The organism is Mesorhizobium sp. M0518, assembly GCF_040321125.1.
In the GTDB taxonomy this organism is placed as follows: domain Bacteria; phylum Pseudomonadota; class Alphaproteobacteria; order Rhizobiales; family Rhizobiaceae; genus Mesorhizobium.
The window spans coordinates 27,817-41,642 of sequence record NZ_JAMYQY010000035.1 but is presented as its reverse complement, the minus strand read 5'-3'; the positions used below and the strand labels follow the sequence as shown (position 1 = coordinate 41,642).

The window sequence follows — 13,826 nt, the reverse complement described above, 5'->3', positions numbered from 1 at the left end:
TTAAGCGTAAGCTCTGAAATCGTCATGTGTCGAAGCCCTCAAAGGCTCCGAACATCGTCCTTCACGCCGATCACCGAAAGGTGCCGTCGCGACATCGCTTACGACGCTCGCCAAGGTGGCGCCGGATCTCGGCAAGCAGTCGACCGTTGCACTTCGCAAGCCCTGAACGCCGTGTGCGTCTATCGTTGCACCACCATGGAGGAACTCCGCACTAAGGCCGAGTTCTTGAAAGAGTTCGCCACTGGCAAATACGGCGACGTCCAGCCCGAGGACGTTGATGCGCTGCTCTGGTCGTTCCTGCCGGAAGAAGCATTGGAAGACGCGGTCAAGGCTTCGGAAGGCGGTGCAGCCTGAAGCTGTCGCATTTGGCCCGCTGCCTCACGGTGGCGGGCGTTTCTATTCCTTGTGTTGAACGATGTAGCTATTGCTGATGGCTTTGCTCCCAACGCCCCGCGTGACAACAACGGTGGTGTACCCGGCGGGCAATGAACCGGTGACAGTCTCGTCGACAGGATGGCATCGTCCGACGATTTCCCCGTTTGGCGCACCTGCGAGCCTGTCTTTCAGAGATGCCCGACACGCGTCCAACGACGCATATGTGGTCGGCGCGGCATCAATGGGCTTGCAGACAGCCTGGCCTGGGCTGCAAGAGAGTAAAAGCAATACTGCTGCGGTTGCCGGGTCCATTGTCGAAGCTCCACTGAGACCAAGCCTCAACGCGGATCGACGACCTTTGTTGCACAGGCAGCCCGGCGACGGCCCGCTGCCTCACGGTGGCGGGCTTTGCCAACGCTGCTGACGCGGAATGTCCTTATATTAGCGATAAAAGATATATTAACGGCCGTGATGCAGCCTTCCCACAAAGCATGGGGATGGGGGAAACACCTCCTCGTCGACGTTCCAACGCGCGCCCCTTGGAGCCGGCGGACCGTAGACCAATGCGGAGCACACGCATGAGTGTCGGAGCATAGCGACGTTCGAACGGTGAGCGCTTGCAGTGTTGGCTTCATAGATCACTCGGCTATCCGGCTGCTCTGCGAACGCTACCCTAGGCTGGCGGCAAATCTTTGGCGAACGACACTGGTTGATGCATCGATCTTTCGCGAATGGGTGGTCAATGTAGGGAAGCGCCAAGCACTTGGCCGAGTGGCCCATCTTCTCTGTGAGATCATGCTGCCTATGGACGACGCCGGCCTCGCGTTCGATCAAAGCTGCGCTTTTGCTGTGACGCAAGCTGACCTTGGGGAGGCCACAGGGCTGTCAGCTGTCCACATCAACCGGACACTCAAGGCTCTTCGAGAAAAGCAGCTTACTTCGCTCGTGAATGGCCAATTGACCATCCATGATTGGGAAGGACTGGCCATTCTTGCTGAGTTCCGTCACGATTACCTGCACTCAGCAAGGACCAAGCGAAGGGTGGAGTCCTTGTCGATGCACTGATTGCTGCAGGGGGGAATCTTCAGATTGCCGCGGTGAAGAGTTTTTCGGCGGCCCTTGGGGTCGATCTGCTTGCTTGGCTACTCGGCGCGCAGTGCACAAAAATTTCAATACGAATGACGTACCCGGCGCTTGCATGCATTCCGACGAGTCCGGTTGAAGGAAAACATCGGTAACTGTCCTCAGTGCAAACTGCCTGGAGTCCGGATCGCAAGATTCTGCCCAGCCGTAACATCCCATTTATGAATCTGGACCCTCGAACTCGGTGAGAGAGCACGTCGAGCTGCGCAGGTATTCAGTCAAACTTGCCGGCCACTGGGATTGGATGCTTCCAAAATCGAACTGGGCGCCACTGGCATGAAGCAAGGCTGCGACCAAATTCTCGTCGGCTGACTTTTTGCCGGTGTATAGGCGCAAAAGCTCGTGCGCCTGGACTTTCCAATCGCACTCCGGGCTGTCCCTTATGGGTGACGTAAGGGTCCGAGAGAGTATGTCGAAATCCAACAGCGAAATACCCGGTCGGCTTCCTTTCATGACCAAATCCGTCCTGTTGATCTGTGGTGCCCGGCCAGCCAAAACAGCCGTCGAGATCGCACTCTTCACGGCAAGAACCATTTCGGTTCCTAGCCCGCTGAGACGGCTCCACAAAAACTCAAAGGTAAGTTTTGTTGTCGATCACCCGGCAAATCGCAGGTGAGGGGGGTCTTCGGCGGACCAATCAAACTTGATCAGGCGGCATCTCTCATTTCTGCGTCGTTGACGGGAAGCTCCTGGGACGACAGGTCACTCTGTCGAGCCCAATTCCGCTCAGCATCGAGCAGTTCATTCTCTCCAGTCAAGCCGTTCATAAACAGTCTGAGTACGTGTGTAGCTATGCGCTCTCCGTCCTGCGAAGCGACACGTACACCGCGCTCTTTACAGACCGTCCTACAAACATGGGCAAGCACCATAATATCGCTCGGCTCCAAAAACCGACCTGGATATAACATACCGTCCTCCGTGGAAAAGCTACCGTGAGCTTTTGATTACGCGAGGTCACCGGCAGCCACAATTAACTATGATAGTCGTGTACTCGACTCTGCAGAAAGTTCGAGCGGCGCCTCCAAACGCATCCGGGATAGCACTACAGCCGAATACGGGGCTATTTAGCAAGGCGAGGTGCCCTCCAAGCTTAGAATTTAGACAAGGTTCTTCGCGTGAGAGACCCACCATGATCCGCGGGCCGTTGCACTTTGTGCACCTCCTTAATAGAGACAGAGGCACATCAGATGGGAAAGCCTTCAACCATGCAGAATGACGCTGAAGCTCAGCAGGTCCAGTTGTTGCAGCTCACTGCCGACATAGTGGCGGCGTATGTTCAGAAGAACGCGATCCCGGCGGCCGTTCTCCCCGAATTGATCGCCAGTGTGAATTCTGCCTTGTCGCAATTGAGTCAGCCGGTGGTAGCGCCGCCGCCCGCGCTTGTTCCGGCAGTTAATCCAAAGAAGTCGGTTTTTCCCGATTACATCGTCAGCCTAGAGGACGGACGCAAGTTCAAGTCTATGAAGCGCCACCTTGGTTTGCTGGGAATAACACCCGACGAATACAGAGCCAAATGGGGCCTCGCACGAGACTATCCGATGGTGGCGCCGAGCTACGCGGCTCAACGGTCGGAGCTCGCCAAGTCTTCCGGTCTTGGCCGCAAGGCAGTTGCGAAAACGCGAGCAAAGAAAGCGCCAACAAGGCAGAAGGCCAAGGCCTAGCGGCGGTCCGTATACACTCTTCTTGCGGCAACGGTGGTCATTCCATATCTGGCACGTCGCCCGCCCACAAAGAGGGTTGTGGGCTCCCCATATTCGCCAAGCGAAGGATTGGCATCGCGCGACCACGCAGTGACGCCAGCGTGTTTACCCGCCAGCCCCCTCGCGGTCCTTATGGCGCGGTCCTCGGTCTGCTGCTCGGCTGGCCCAAAGACGAGCTGAAGGTCGCCGCTCTCATCGCGGTCAAATGCTGTGACGACGATGAGTCTCGGGGCCTTCTGTTGCGGCAGCAAGCTGTCTGAGGCTCTCCCTTCGCTGGGCCACCGGCTGGCGTGACGTGACCGGCTCGCTGGGAACAAACTCAGACGTGCCTATGATCGGTATCATCGATGCCTCCCGCTCTGGCCGTGCCTGTTTAGCTCTCAGCTCAACGATTTCGTCATCTCGTCTGGCAATTCGGCTTTCCAGATTGGCGATGCGCTCTGCTAAGAAATAGCGCCCAACTGCAAATCCACCGCCTCCGAACAGCACGGCGAATGTGGCGAAGGCTGTCGGCTGGGCGATGACCAGTTCGGCGTTATTGCCAATGAAAGCGATAAGGTCGTGCATCGAGAGCCGCCTAAGTCATGCCAGCACAGGCGGCGTGGGATCGTAGCTGATCGCCACGAAGCCAGGGTACCTGTTGGCGAGAGCGAGGATTTGGGTCTCAAGCTCGCAGGTGTAGGCCATGAGCGCCTTCACGGCCTCAAGCGGGCTTTCGTAGCGAGCGATGAGCTCCTCCGCTTTCGAGTGCAATTCGGCTTCGGCGTCGGCGTCCAGATGCATTGCGGCCATTTCGGTCTCCTAGATCTAGCGACTTGCCCGGCGCGGTGCGGAGAGGGCGGGTCAAGCTGTTCTTGCAGATGGCAATTGAGGACAATCATTTCTTTGAACGCCTTCACAGGGTCGCCCTTATGCTGAGCAACGAACTTGTCAGGGATTGCCTGCAAAGCAGCTTCCTGGCGGCTGTGAGCGTCACAACGTGGTCCATGAGATCGCTCCAAAAGATTGTGCGCACAGTGAACAAAAACGGAACATAATTGTCAAGGTCGAATTGGCTGGGCGTGGATGGAGTTCCTATCTGGGCTACAGTTGGGGCGAGGAATACTGGCCCTAGCAATGCTTCGGCATCGTAGCCCCCGTCGGCGAGCAGCATTGAGCCTAACCCCTTTGCCAAGTCCGCTGCGGAGGCGATGTCGCTCGCCTGGCCTGAGCGGCCTGCCTTGGGCGCCGACAAGAGCGTGGATTTGGTTGTCAGTCCGGCTCGGAAACGTGTTGACGATCATTTCGTTGACCATCAGCCTTGAGGCCCTGCTCGTCGCTTCGATGACGTGCAGCAACCTTGCGATGCGATCGAGATACACCTCAAGGAACAATCAACCCGCAACCCCGTTGGGCAGGATCGCGTCAGGAGAATGCTGTGCGACATATGATGTTGGGAGCTCTGGCCGGCCTTGCGGCGACGATGGCGATGACCAGCGCCATGAGGCGGTTCCATGGGGTGCTGAACGACACGAGTCGCTACCCATTGCCGCCCCGTGAAATTGTTGAGCGCCTGAACATCGGGGGCGATGAAAGGCAGGCGCGAACGAATACTCTGTTGGCCCACTTCGGCTTCGGCGCGATGAGCGGTGCAGCGTTCGCGCTTTTGCCACGCCGTCGCGGCAGCGGCACACTCTATGGCCTCGGTGTGTGGGTTGGATTCCTGCAGCGCGAATTCTTGCCCCCGCATGGCGCCATCCTGCAGAGAGGAATCTGCTGATGATCGCCGTGCACATGGTGTGGGGTATCGTGCTCGCGAAATCGCTCAGCGAACTGGAAGCCGCGGAATCGGAGGCGTTCGGCAGGCCTGTGGACGCCAAACAGTCAGTCTTGGAAAGGCGAGAGAGAGGGCCTGACCGATGAAGTCGATCCCGTTTTGGCTAGATCGAGAGCCGGAGGTTTCATTTCGTGCCTTGCAGGGCGATCACAACTTCGAAGTCGCGATCGTCGGCGCGGGTATCGTGGGACTGCAGACTGCCTGTCTGCTGCGGGGCTCGGGTCTGAGGGTAGCGCTCCTCGAGGCACGTCAGATCGGCCAGCAGGCCACCGGCCGCTCCACCGCCAAGGTCACATCCCAGCATGGGCTCAAATTCGCTTCCCTCATTCGCAATTTCGGCCGCGAAGGCGCGAAGCTTTACGCGGACGCGAATGAAAAGGCCAAGGAGGAGATCGCTGCACAGTGCTTGCTTATGGTGGATAAGGCCAAGCTGGAAGCCAAACCTGCCTTCATCTATGCTGAAGACGAACAACAGGCGGACACGTTACGCCGTGAGGCCGACGCCGCCGCATCGCTTGGATTGCCCGCCGAATTCCTGTCCGATCCGGAGCTGCCCGTTACGGCGACCGCGGCGCTCCGCTTTTCCGGCCAGTACCAGTTCGATCCGTATCTTTATCTTTGCAGGCTGGCCCGTCTGGTGAGCGAGAGCACCATCTCCGTTTTCGAAAACAGCCGCGTTCTTGAGATTGCAGGCGAGGGGCCTTATCAGTTGACTCTGGCTGGCGGCATTGTGACCGCCGGTAAGGTCGTCGTCGCCACGCAGATGCCCATCATCGGAGACGGACTCTTCTTTGCCAAGGCTTTTCCATTCGCGCATCCGGTCGCGGCAGCGCCACTGCCGGAACAAGCAAGAGTGGACGGCATGTTCATCAGTGCCGGCAGGCCGTCTCATTCCTTTCGCACGACGAACCGTGACGGCAAGCGCTTTCTTGTCGCCGCCGGCGGCGAATTCAAGACCGGAGACCGCGAGGCTGCGGATCGCGCCGTCGCCGACATGCTGGCCTTCCTCGAGGCAACGTTCGCTATCAACCAACCGTCGCACCTTTGGATAAACGAAGATTTCCGATCAATGGATGGAATGGCCTTTGTCGGCTTGGCGAGTTCTTCCAAACCAGACCTTCTTGTTGCTACCGGTTTCGACGCATGGGGCATCACACAAGGTGCCGTTGCAGGAGAGATCCTCGCGTCGCAGCTTCTCGGCAAATCCCATCCTGCGGCGGAGATCTTCGACGCGACTCGTATCAAGCCGCTCGCAGGCGGCCCGACGTTCATATCCGAGAACGTCAAGACGGCTACTCATTTGGTGGCCGAACGGCTCCTGGGTTCAAGAACTATGGAAATCAGCAAGATCCGCCCCGGAGAAGGGGGGGTGATCGAGCACGACGGAGAGCAACTGGCTATCAGGAAGGCGCACGACGGTACGGTAACCGCCCGCTCCGCGATTTGCACCCATCTCGGCTGCGTTGTTGGATGGAATCCGGTCGGCCGGACGTGGGACTGCTCATGCCATGGATCTCGCTTCGATGAAGCGGGTGAGGTTCTTTCCGGCCTCGCGACGAGACCGCTCGAGCCGCGAGCGTCGCCGAATGCCGGGCACGCTAAATGAGAGTTCTCGTCACCGGCGCGTCGGGTTTAATCGGGGCCGCGCTTTGCGCGCGGCTGGCGGCCGGGGGACATGACGTCGTTCGTGTGCTCCATCGCCCCAGTGTTGCCCCGTTCACCGGGCCTACTCCCATCTTGCTCGACATGGCTAATGCGCTGCGGACGCAGGACTGGATCCCTCATCTTGCCGATGCCGATGCCGTTGTGAACTGCGCCGGCGTTCTGCAGGACAGCGTTCGCGAGAATACCCAGCACGTCCATACAGGCGGCGCCTCGGCACTCTTTGCCGCGTGTGAACAGGCAAATGTGAAAAAGGTCATCCACTTCTCGGCTATCGGCGTCGATCGCCAGCAGCCGTCCGCTTTCTCCGCCAGCAAGCTTGCTGGCGATGAGGCATTGATGGCGCGCGATCTCAACTGGGTGATCCTGCGCCCCTCGGTTGTGCTGGGGAGGCCGGCGTTCGGCGCAAGCGCGCTTTTTCGTGGTCTCGCTGCTTTGCCACTGTTGCCTGTGATGCCCGACACGGGTCGTCTTCAGGTCGTACAGCTCGACGACGTGATCTCCACCGTTCTCTTCTTTCTTAGGCCCGACAGCCCATCGCGCCTCGCTCTGGAGCTGGCTGGGCCTGAAGCCCTTTCCATGAACAAGGTCGTTGCCTGCTACCGCCACTGGTTCGGATGGAACAGCGCCCGGGAATTCATCCTGCCCAATTGGGCCGCAGCAATCCTATACCGGGCTGGGGATGCGGCGGCTCAGCTCGGCTGGCGTCCGCCGATGCGCAGCAATGCCGCAAAGGAGATCGAGCGGGGCGCGGTCGGTGATCCCCAGCCGTGGATAGCGGAGACCGGCATTCAACCGTCAAGTCTTGCAACCGCACTCAGCCTTAACCCTGCCACGGTGCAGGAACGATGGTTCGCTGGTCTCTACGTTGTTAAGCCTGCCATCTTCGTTGTGCTACCCTTCTTCTGGATCATGACCGGCGTTATTTCCCTCACCACCGGCTGGCGCAGCGGAGTTGAGTTGCTCATCGACACCGCGGTCGGCGCGCTGGCCGGGCCGGCTGTCGTCGCCGGCGCGCTGGCCGACATGATCGTCGGTGCGCTGATCGCCTGGCGCCCGACCGGCCGGCTTGGTCTCTTCGGCGCAATCGCGCTGTCGCTTTTCTATGCGATCGCTGGGAGCATTCTGCGACCGGAGCTCTGGAACGAGCCGCTCGGCCCGCTGATGAAAATCCTGCCGATCCTGGTTCTGCATTTTGTCGCTCTGGCGGTGCTGGAGGAACGCTGATGATCTATTTCGTGCTAAAATACCTGCATGTCATCGGTGCGGCTGTGCTGTTGGGAACTGGCGCCGGCATCGCCTTCTTCATGCTTCTGGCACACCGAACCGGAAATGCCGCGACCATCGCGGCTGTCGCCCGCATCGTCGTCCTCGCCGACTTTCTGTTCACGGCTACGGCCGTTATTGCGCAACCTGTGACCGGAATCGCTCTCGCCCAGTACGCGGGCTATTCGCTTGCTGAAGGATGGATCGTTCTTTCGATCCTGCTCTACATTGCCACCGGCCTGTTCTGGCTGCCTGTGGTGTGGATGCAGATCAAGATGCGCAATCTCGCCATATTGGCCGCGGCGTCCAACCAACCCCCGCCTGAGCGTTACAATCAGTTGTTCAGGCTCTGGTTCGCCTTCGGCTTTCCAGCCTTTGCGGCTGTGCTCGCCATCTTCTGGCTGATGATTGCGCGCCCGCCGATCGAGTGGCTGGCCTTTTAGCCGTCGTGGCTCGCTAAACGCCGCCCTGCGGCGTCTGTTCCCGTGACTAGGAAAAACCAAACCGAGCCATCACGATCGAGGCATTACCTTGCGCCTCCGCGGCGCCAGTGCCCTTCGCCCCGGCTGGCGAGGACAGCAACCACCAAGAATGCGAGGGCCGCTGGTTCCTTCTGGGCGAAGGAGATACCCAAGGCGGCGATTTCAATGCCGAACCGGCGTTTCGCGACGCGTTCCAGTCCAGGCGCTGTCTGATTATGGCCGACGGCTTCTGAATGGAATATCTCGCCCGGCCGATGGCAAGGAAGACCATTGGCAACATCTACCTGCCGGCCATGCGCCGTTCCATCTGCCAGCCTGTGGCCCACAAATCCAATCTCGACATCACCAGTTGCACTATTGTCATCGAGCCAGCGGAGAGCCGATGAGAACCTGCCCGATCGGCGAGCGGTCATTCTCGATCAGGCTAACTATGATGCTTGGGTGGCCCGACGACGCCGAAGGAAGGACATCCTCAGCCATAATATGAAGGGTCAATTGCAGTTCAATCGTGTCGGCCGGGAGGTCAACGCGACGGTTGTCAACAAGCTTTCCATCGACCCAGGCCTTGGTCGGGCCGACCAATCCGACGAACCGCTAAGGTTTGCGGAAGGCATGACGCCGGCGCCTGACGAGCAGGCGCGGATCCAAACCAATTCTGTGAACATGCCGATTGCGGCAAGGGTGCGCCGCGCTTCGCTAATTCAGACGGTACATTGGTGTACTTGTCGGCGATCGATCAGATGTCGAAAATCCAACCCGATCTCATCGATCGGGCGTGTTATTCCAGTGCTCCGTCGCGGTTTGTGAGACGCTATGTATGGGCTTCGAGGACTAGAATTGTAGGTGATGCCGAAGCGAACCTCGTTGTATCAAGCGTCGGCAATAATATGTACCGATGTCTAATGAAGCTGTGCTCGCTCCACACGTTATTGCAAGCCGTTCAAATTTGAACTTCCGCACTAATGCTTTGTCGAGGGCATCCCATGTAGTCACTTGAGCCTTCTGCGCCGTGAGGTTCCACCGTTCTTGAATGGCCGTCGGCGACGATAACGACGAATTAGGAGAACGCAATGACTCGCAGTCACGTTGAACGTCTTGATGAGTTTAGGGAAATTCTGGTCGCGACTCGACGCGAAGGAATTCGTAATGTGCACCATACTCGCGACGCGATGCGGGCAAGTGGCTTTCAAATTGGGGATAGCGACGGCTCCAGCTACGGAGCCGAGCTGAAGGCGCTCCAAGAGCAAATTGAGGCAGTCGACCGCGCCGTCGAAGACGAGAAGCGGCTGACCTTGGCCGTCGAGAGCGCGGCTCAATCCCGGCGAATGACCAAACCCAGAATCGTGAAGAGAACATAAAATTAGATACGGTCCTTGGCGCTCCTCATGTCAATCGACCTGCGGCAGCCGATCTGAATAGCGCCGGCCGGCCGCGCGCACCGCTCGGCGCGTGTCGCACACGGACGAACGCGGTTGATCGTCTTCCGCGCTCGTCGGTGAAGGCGGACACGGCATCGTCGACATGGAGGTGTTGCCGATGTCGTCCCCAGTCGTCCGTCCGCTGGCGATCTCCCTCAGTTCAGCACGATCGGAAGTCGACCGCGACGAAGTCGACCGCCATTGGCGGCCGTGCGTCGGTCGGCCCGACCACGGTCACCAGAGTGCCACAGGCTCGATTAGGCCCTGGGATCGCGTAGGCGCCGGCCTCTCGTGGAGTTGCGCGAAGAGACCACCTTGCAAATGTGCTTTCTTCAATGGGAGAGCCTCATATCGCTGTTCCCAGCTGAGTTGGCGTGCTCGCATCACAGTAAGCCAGTCACGCGCATCCCGGCGCTAAGCAAAGGCTGGCAAGAATCTTTCCGGGCGATGCTCGCACAAACGCAGACCGTGATGTTCCCGAGGTGGTTTATGGCTAACTCTGAAGAGGCAATCGACCTCGAGTACAATACCGAAGCATGACTACGAGCCCGTCGCCATTGCGCGCGATGGGCTGCGGGTATGCGATTGCGCATTTTCTTGGAACCGTCGTTTCGCAGCGAAGTTCGGTGCCGAAGGGAACCGATATGGAGTTGATCATGAAACAGGTTCTTTTCGCTTCAGCCATTATGGCACTGTCAACTGGCCTCGCATTTGCGCAATCGACCGACACGACCACAGGCGGATCGTCGACCTCGGCAACCAAGACCATGCCGAGCACTACGACCGATCAGGGGACGGATTCGACCACCACGAGTGGAACGAACTCGAACTCCGCCAAGGACTGCGCTCCGGGTCAACAAACTGGCAGCGCCAAGCAGGCCGCCCCAGGTCAACAGGACACCGATGCTAACTCGGCTGCTCCTGGTCAGATGAAAAAGACCACGGAAGGCTGCTGACCTGCCGGGACGGCAGGCTTTTTCCTTCCGTGATCGAAAGCGCATTCCGGGAGTTGGTTCAAAGGAGGAGCCAATGAAAAAGGATGGCGATGGACGTGTGGACAAAGACACTCAGCAACTGCTTGTCCGACGTTTGTCTGAAGAAGTCGGCATTTCAGAGCCGGACGCGCGCGATCTGATCAAGCTTATCGGAACAGACTGGAATTCGCTGCTTCGTGAAGCCCGATTTTTGAAGGAGCGCCATTAGAGTCCGCCGCCTATTGGGGCGCGGCGGCTGACGACCTCTATCCGACATTGGTCGGCACGGTCACTCAACTCAATGCTTCGGCTGCTTGATCGTGTCGGCTGCTGCCCGATAATCCCTACACAATGCGCCTGTGAAATTGCCATGCTGCTTGCCGGTAAGTGGCGTAAGAATCTCTGGCAAAAGCCATCGTCGAGACGGTCGAGCGGCTGACGAAGTAGGCCCGCCGCTGAGGGACACTGAAACAGCGACGGGCCTTTTGCTTTGAGACCTGGCCCGGAAGCCAAGCTGCAAACCAAACTTCGATTTCACGAACAGGTTCCAGCCTTACGAAAAATTAGCGCCTGCGGAGACTCGCAGGTAGGCCCGCCAACTGAGGATCTGAAGACCGTCCTTCTAGTTGCGATGTTGCAGCCGGGTCTACCCCGCAGCGGGCAATCAATGAGTAACGGAGGCTTTGAACCGGGTTGCCGCCCACGAGACTGACCTGCCGTAGGCTCTCGTATCCACTGCTTCATTCTCACTGCAACTGCCGCAACAAATGCTGCTGTCGCCGCATCGCACGCCCTCACGGCCCGTTGGATGCCAAGATGACGGCAGCGCTCTTCAACGTCAATCATACTTCTCGGCAAGGTCTGCGGCGTTATACGGGTTGTCGAAGATCCCACCGTTATTAGGCTCTTCCTTGCTGCTCCAAGAGGCGCGGTGTCATCGACTGTGCCGTTGTGAAAGCGAAGGAACACCTAAGCTGCGAGGTCCTCGGCCGCAAGACTGTTTAGTTCAAAGCCGCCCTCGATCGGAACTTGTTCAAATACGCGTTGGCAAAGGGCGAGGTCGCTCGGATAAAGGAGGCCACGATCAACTCAGAGACCCGCTCCACACCCTTACGCTGGTCGATAAGTCGTCGAGGCCCTATCGAGGCGATGCTCGAGATCGATTGCCTCATCGGTTTGGCTGAGGATAAAGCGGCGAGTTCGATCATAGCGATCGATGCTCGGCAATTGGATCGCAAAACCTAACGGGTTCTTGGCTTGTTCCTATTGTGGTATTCCCCTACGTGTTGCTCACGGCACATTCATGCTCGGAGATGCGCCGGGAGCCCGCCCAGTCAGGCGGGTTCTTTGTTAAAATCGCCCGGCAGCCCCGGAAAACGTTTTCCAGCTGGTGCGGAGTGTTGCCACCCCCACTACTGCTGCTCGGGCATTTCAGTATTTTCCTGAGGGTCTTTTTTCACGCCTGGGCTGGGTGACGTGTCCGCTGGCGCACTACCGCCCTGGTTTTGCTCAGGAGCACGCTTGAACGGTGCCATCTGCCAAGAGCCGTTCGATAAAGGCGTAAGTACAAAGAATGCCATCAGGCCGAGAAAAATAAGGGCGATAACCGCCACGCCCCACGCCATGAGTCTTCGCGTGCCGCGTTGTTCTTGCCTGCGAGATAGGTTGTCCGCCATTGCTCCGGCCTTCCGTGAAGTGGCGCTGGTGAGCAACGCGCCTTCCCGAACTCGGTTCCGCCCGTCGCCCGACATTAGGCTTCACCTTGAGGCGGCTTCCCGTCGCACTGACGGTCGACGGTTTCTGCTTTCTGCTCCGGGTGTGGCGTCTCCGCTCGAATCACCGGTTCCAGGTCGTTGGGAAAGTTGGGTGCGTGGACTGGCAGTTTCGGCAGCGAATCTTTTTCGTCCGGTGACAGCGAAGGGAGTATCTCCGCCACCTCGGCCAGGATGTCGTTTACGATCCCGTTCATCTGCGTGCCTGCTGCGAAAATATCTCCTCCCGAACTTCGCTATTGCATCAAAGTTCCGGCCCCGGTGCAGCATCTGCGAATTGAGTAATTTTGAAGCTTAGCAATCTAAAGGCATTGCCGGCTCGGTGGGGAACAGGCTTCGGGTCGAGCCTTTGCCATTGACCGGCTGCGAAATTCCTCGCGAATTCCTCGGTCTCGAAAAGCTGCTGCGTGATCGCGCCGTCCTAGACGATCTGAACCGCCCACTGCCCGTCTAATTGCTCAATCGAAACACTGTTCTTTGGTTGGTGGTCCACCGCCGCACTCCTCCACAGGTGCAACAGTAAAAAACAACCTTAGCGGCCGCCGCTAGCAATGTTCGAAACAAACCAAATTTCCGCACCCGCTCAGACCGGGGAGACCATCCATGCCCGCAAACGAGTTGACCCCGAAGCAAGCGCGCTTCGTTGACGAATTGATGATCGACCTGAACGCCACGCAGGCGGCAATCCGGGCCGGTTACAGTGAATTGACCGCAGATGTGCAGGATCCGCGTCTGTTAGGGAATGTTGGTTGCCGCCGCCCTCGCAGCCAGGCAAGCAGCGTCATCGCACTGCTGCGCCGACTCGGGAGCATCGATGCCATTGAAGCGAATGCGCTGGCCATGAATTTCGATCGTGTCGCCGTCAATGATTGAAGCGACACCGGTGATCACCTCCGGCCTCGGCGCGATCCAGTTAGAAACATGGAGGTCAGGGGCGCCTTCGCTGTGCTGCACTGCGAACTGCGCTACCAAGGCGGCTGCCGCAGCCACCGTCACGAAGACAAGCCGCTTAGGAACGCTTGCAGCAAGCGCGCACGTGCCCGCTGCGCACCACGCCGCGTGCGCTACCGATCAGACATGTTGTCGTATCGATACTTGTCCACGCCCTTCGCCCACGGACAAGATGGGTCGAGTCGGCTCGCGGTTCGCGGCAGCGGCGCCCGGCGGGCCTCATCCAGGGAACAAAAAGCCCCAGCGCTGGGTCGCGGCACCGGGGCT

The 13,826-nt window shown here is 58.8% G+C and carries 16 protein-coding genes and 1 pseudogene; 12 read left to right on the top strand and 5 right to left on the bottom strand.

What is annotated here, in order from left to right:
- From NKI66_RS30945 to NKI66_RS30935, 3 genes are all read left to right on the top strand, one after another.
- A partial coding sequence (locus NKI66_RS30945; protein ID WP_352753864.1) for a hypothetical protein occupies positions 1 to 354 on the top strand: 354 nt, incomplete at its 5' end.
- Positions 355 to 957: 603 nt separating this feature from the next.
- Positions 958 to 1,440, top strand: a complete 483-nt coding sequence (locus tag NKI66_RS30940) for a Crp/Fnr family transcriptional regulator (protein ID WP_352753863.1) — start codon at positions 958 to 960, stop codon at positions 1,438 to 1,440.
- Positions 1,441 to 2,723: 1,283 nt separating this feature from the next.
- A complete protein-coding gene (locus tag NKI66_RS30935) occupies positions 2,724 to 3,179 on the top strand; it encodes a Ros/MucR family transcriptional regulator (protein ID WP_352753862.1) in 456 nt (151 codons plus the stop codon).
- Positions 3,180 to 3,216: 37 nt separating this feature from the next.
- Here NKI66_RS30935 and NKI66_RS30930 read toward each other — a convergent pair.
- The 3 genes and pseudogenes from NKI66_RS30930 to NKI66_RS30920 all read right to left on the bottom strand — a co-directional run bounded on the left by NKI66_RS30930 (position 3,217) and on the right by NKI66_RS30920 (position 4,010).
- Positions 3,217 to 3,469 (bottom strand): annotated as a pseudogene (locus NKI66_RS30930) (hypothetical protein).
- Complete coding sequence (locus NKI66_RS30925; protein ID WP_352753861.1) at positions 3,420 to 3,785, bottom strand: hypothetical protein; 366 nt, start codon at positions 3,783 to 3,785, stop codon at positions 3,420 to 3,422. Before NKI66_RS30925 ends, NKI66_RS30930 begins: the two are co-directional and overlap by 50 nt.
- A 15-nt stretch (positions 3,786 to 3,800) precedes the next feature.
- On the bottom strand, positions 3,801 to 4,010 hold the full coding sequence (locus tag NKI66_RS30920; protein ID WP_352753860.1) for a hypothetical protein: 210 nt from the start codon (positions 4,008 to 4,010) through the stop codon (positions 3,801 to 3,803).
- Positions 4,011 to 4,635: 625 nt separating this feature from the next.
- Here NKI66_RS30920 and NKI66_RS30915 point away from each other — a divergent pair.
- The 8 genes from NKI66_RS30915 to NKI66_RS30880 all read left to right on the top strand — a co-directional run bounded on the left by NKI66_RS30915 (position 4,636) and on the right by NKI66_RS30880 (position 11,065).
- Positions 4,636 to 4,977, top strand: coding sequence for a hypothetical protein (locus tag NKI66_RS30915; protein WP_352753859.1), 342 nt, complete (start codon positions 4,636 to 4,638; stop codon positions 4,975 to 4,977).
- 139 nt (positions 4,978 to 5,116) lie between these two features.
- Positions 5,117 to 6,640, top strand: a complete 1,524-nt coding sequence (locus NKI66_RS30910; RefSeq protein WP_352753858.1) for an FAD-dependent oxidoreductase — start codon at positions 5,117 to 5,119, stop codon at positions 6,638 to 6,640.
- Positions 6,637 to 7,923 carry an SDR family oxidoreductase gene (locus NKI66_RS30905; protein WP_352753856.1) on the top strand — a complete coding sequence of 429 codons (1,287 nt, stop codon included), beginning with the start codon at positions 6,637 to 6,639 and terminating at the stop codon, positions 7,921 to 7,923. The genes NKI66_RS30910 and NKI66_RS30905 overlap by 4 nt, the downstream gene beginning before the upstream one ends.
- Positions 7,923 to 8,405, top strand: coding sequence for a DUF2269 family protein (locus NKI66_RS30900; protein ID WP_352753855.1), 483 nt, complete (start codon positions 7,923 to 7,925; stop codon positions 8,403 to 8,405). The genes NKI66_RS30905 and NKI66_RS30900 overlap by 1 nt, the downstream gene beginning before the upstream one ends.
- Before the next feature lie 272 nt (positions 8,406 to 8,677).
- The gene (locus NKI66_RS30895; RefSeq protein ID WP_352753854.1) at positions 8,678 to 8,830 is read left to right on the top strand and encodes a hypothetical protein; all 153 of its coding nucleotides are present in this window, start codon (positions 8,678 to 8,680) and stop codon (positions 8,828 to 8,830) included.
- A gap of 684 nt (positions 8,831 to 9,514) precedes the next feature.
- Positions 9,515 to 9,802 carry a hypothetical protein gene (locus tag NKI66_RS30890; RefSeq protein WP_352753853.1) on the top strand — a complete coding sequence of 96 codons (288 nt, stop codon included), beginning with the start codon at positions 9,515 to 9,517 and terminating at the stop codon, positions 9,800 to 9,802.
- 716 nt (positions 9,803 to 10,518) lie between these two features.
- Positions 10,519 to 10,818 carry a hypothetical protein gene (locus tag NKI66_RS30885; RefSeq protein ID WP_352753852.1) on the top strand — a complete coding sequence of 100 codons (300 nt, stop codon included), beginning with the start codon at positions 10,519 to 10,521 and terminating at the stop codon, positions 10,816 to 10,818.
- Between the two features lie 73 nt (positions 10,819 to 10,891).
- A complete protein-coding gene (locus tag NKI66_RS30880; RefSeq protein ID WP_352753851.1) occupies positions 10,892 to 11,065 on the top strand; it encodes a hypothetical protein in 174 nt (57 codons plus the stop codon).
- Between the two features lie 1,183 nt (positions 11,066 to 12,248).
- Here the strand turns inward: NKI66_RS30880 and NKI66_RS30875 are convergent.
- Positions 12,249 to 12,548 carry a hypothetical protein gene (locus NKI66_RS30875; RefSeq protein ID WP_352753850.1) on the bottom strand — a complete coding sequence of 100 codons (300 nt, stop codon included), beginning with the start codon at positions 12,546 to 12,548 and terminating at the stop codon, positions 12,249 to 12,251.
- A gap of 38 nt (positions 12,549 to 12,586) precedes the next feature.
- Positions 12,587 to 12,805 (bottom strand): hypothetical protein, encoded by a 219-nt coding sequence (locus NKI66_RS30870; RefSeq protein ID WP_352753849.1) that lies wholly within the window; start codon positions 12,803 to 12,805, stop codon positions 12,587 to 12,589.
- A 406-nt stretch (positions 12,806 to 13,211) separates the two neighbouring features.
- Between NKI66_RS30870 and NKI66_RS32725 the strand changes: the two genes are divergently transcribed.
- Positions 13,212 to 13,481, top strand: coding sequence for a terminase small subunit (locus NKI66_RS32725; protein WP_502900983.1), 270 nt, complete (start codon positions 13,212 to 13,214; stop codon positions 13,479 to 13,481).
- The last annotated feature ends 345 nt before the right edge of the window (positions 13,482 to 13,826 follow it).

Coding starts and splice junctions, on each gene's coding strand:
- NKI66_RS30935 (WP_352753862.1), top strand. CDS start 2,724: ATGCAGAATGACGCTGAAGCTCAGCAGGTCCAGTTGTTGCAGCTCACT.
- NKI66_RS30925 (WP_352753861.1), bottom strand. CDS start 3,785: ATGCACGACCTTATCGCTTTCATTGGCAATAACGCCGAACTGGTCATC.
- NKI66_RS30920 (WP_352753860.1), bottom strand. CDS start 4,010: ATGGCCGCAATGCATCTGGACGCCGACGCCGAAGCCGAATTGCACTCG.
- NKI66_RS30910 (WP_352753858.1), top strand. CDS start 5,117: ATGAAGTCGATCCCGTTTTGGCTAGATCGAGAGCCGGAGGTTTCATTT.
- NKI66_RS30905 (WP_352753856.1), top strand. CDS start 6,637: ATGAGAGTTCTCGTCACCGGCGCGTCGGGTTTAATCGGGGCCGCGCTT.
- NKI66_RS30900 (WP_352753855.1), top strand. CDS start 7,923: ATGATCTATTTCGTGCTAAAATACCTGCATGTCATCGGTGCGGCTGTG.
- NKI66_RS30895 (WP_352753854.1), top strand. CDS start 8,678: ATGGAATATCTCGCCCGGCCGATGGCAAGGAAGACCATTGGCAACATC.
- NKI66_RS30890 (WP_352753853.1), top strand. CDS start 9,515: ATGACTCGCAGTCACGTTGAACGTCTTGATGAGTTTAGGGAAATTCTG.
- NKI66_RS30885 (WP_352753852.1), top strand. CDS start 10,519: ATGAAACAGGTTCTTTTCGCTTCAGCCATTATGGCACTGTCAACTGGC.
- NKI66_RS30880 (WP_352753851.1), top strand. CDS start 10,892: ATGAAAAAGGATGGCGATGGACGTGTGGACAAAGACACTCAGCAACTG.
- NKI66_RS30870 (WP_352753849.1), bottom strand. CDS start 12,805: ATGAACGGGATCGTAAACGACATCCTGGCCGAGGTGGCGGAGATACTC.
- NKI66_RS32725 (WP_502900983.1), top strand. CDS start 13,212: ATGCCCGCAAACGAGTTGACCCCGAAGCAAGCGCGCTTCGTTGACGAA.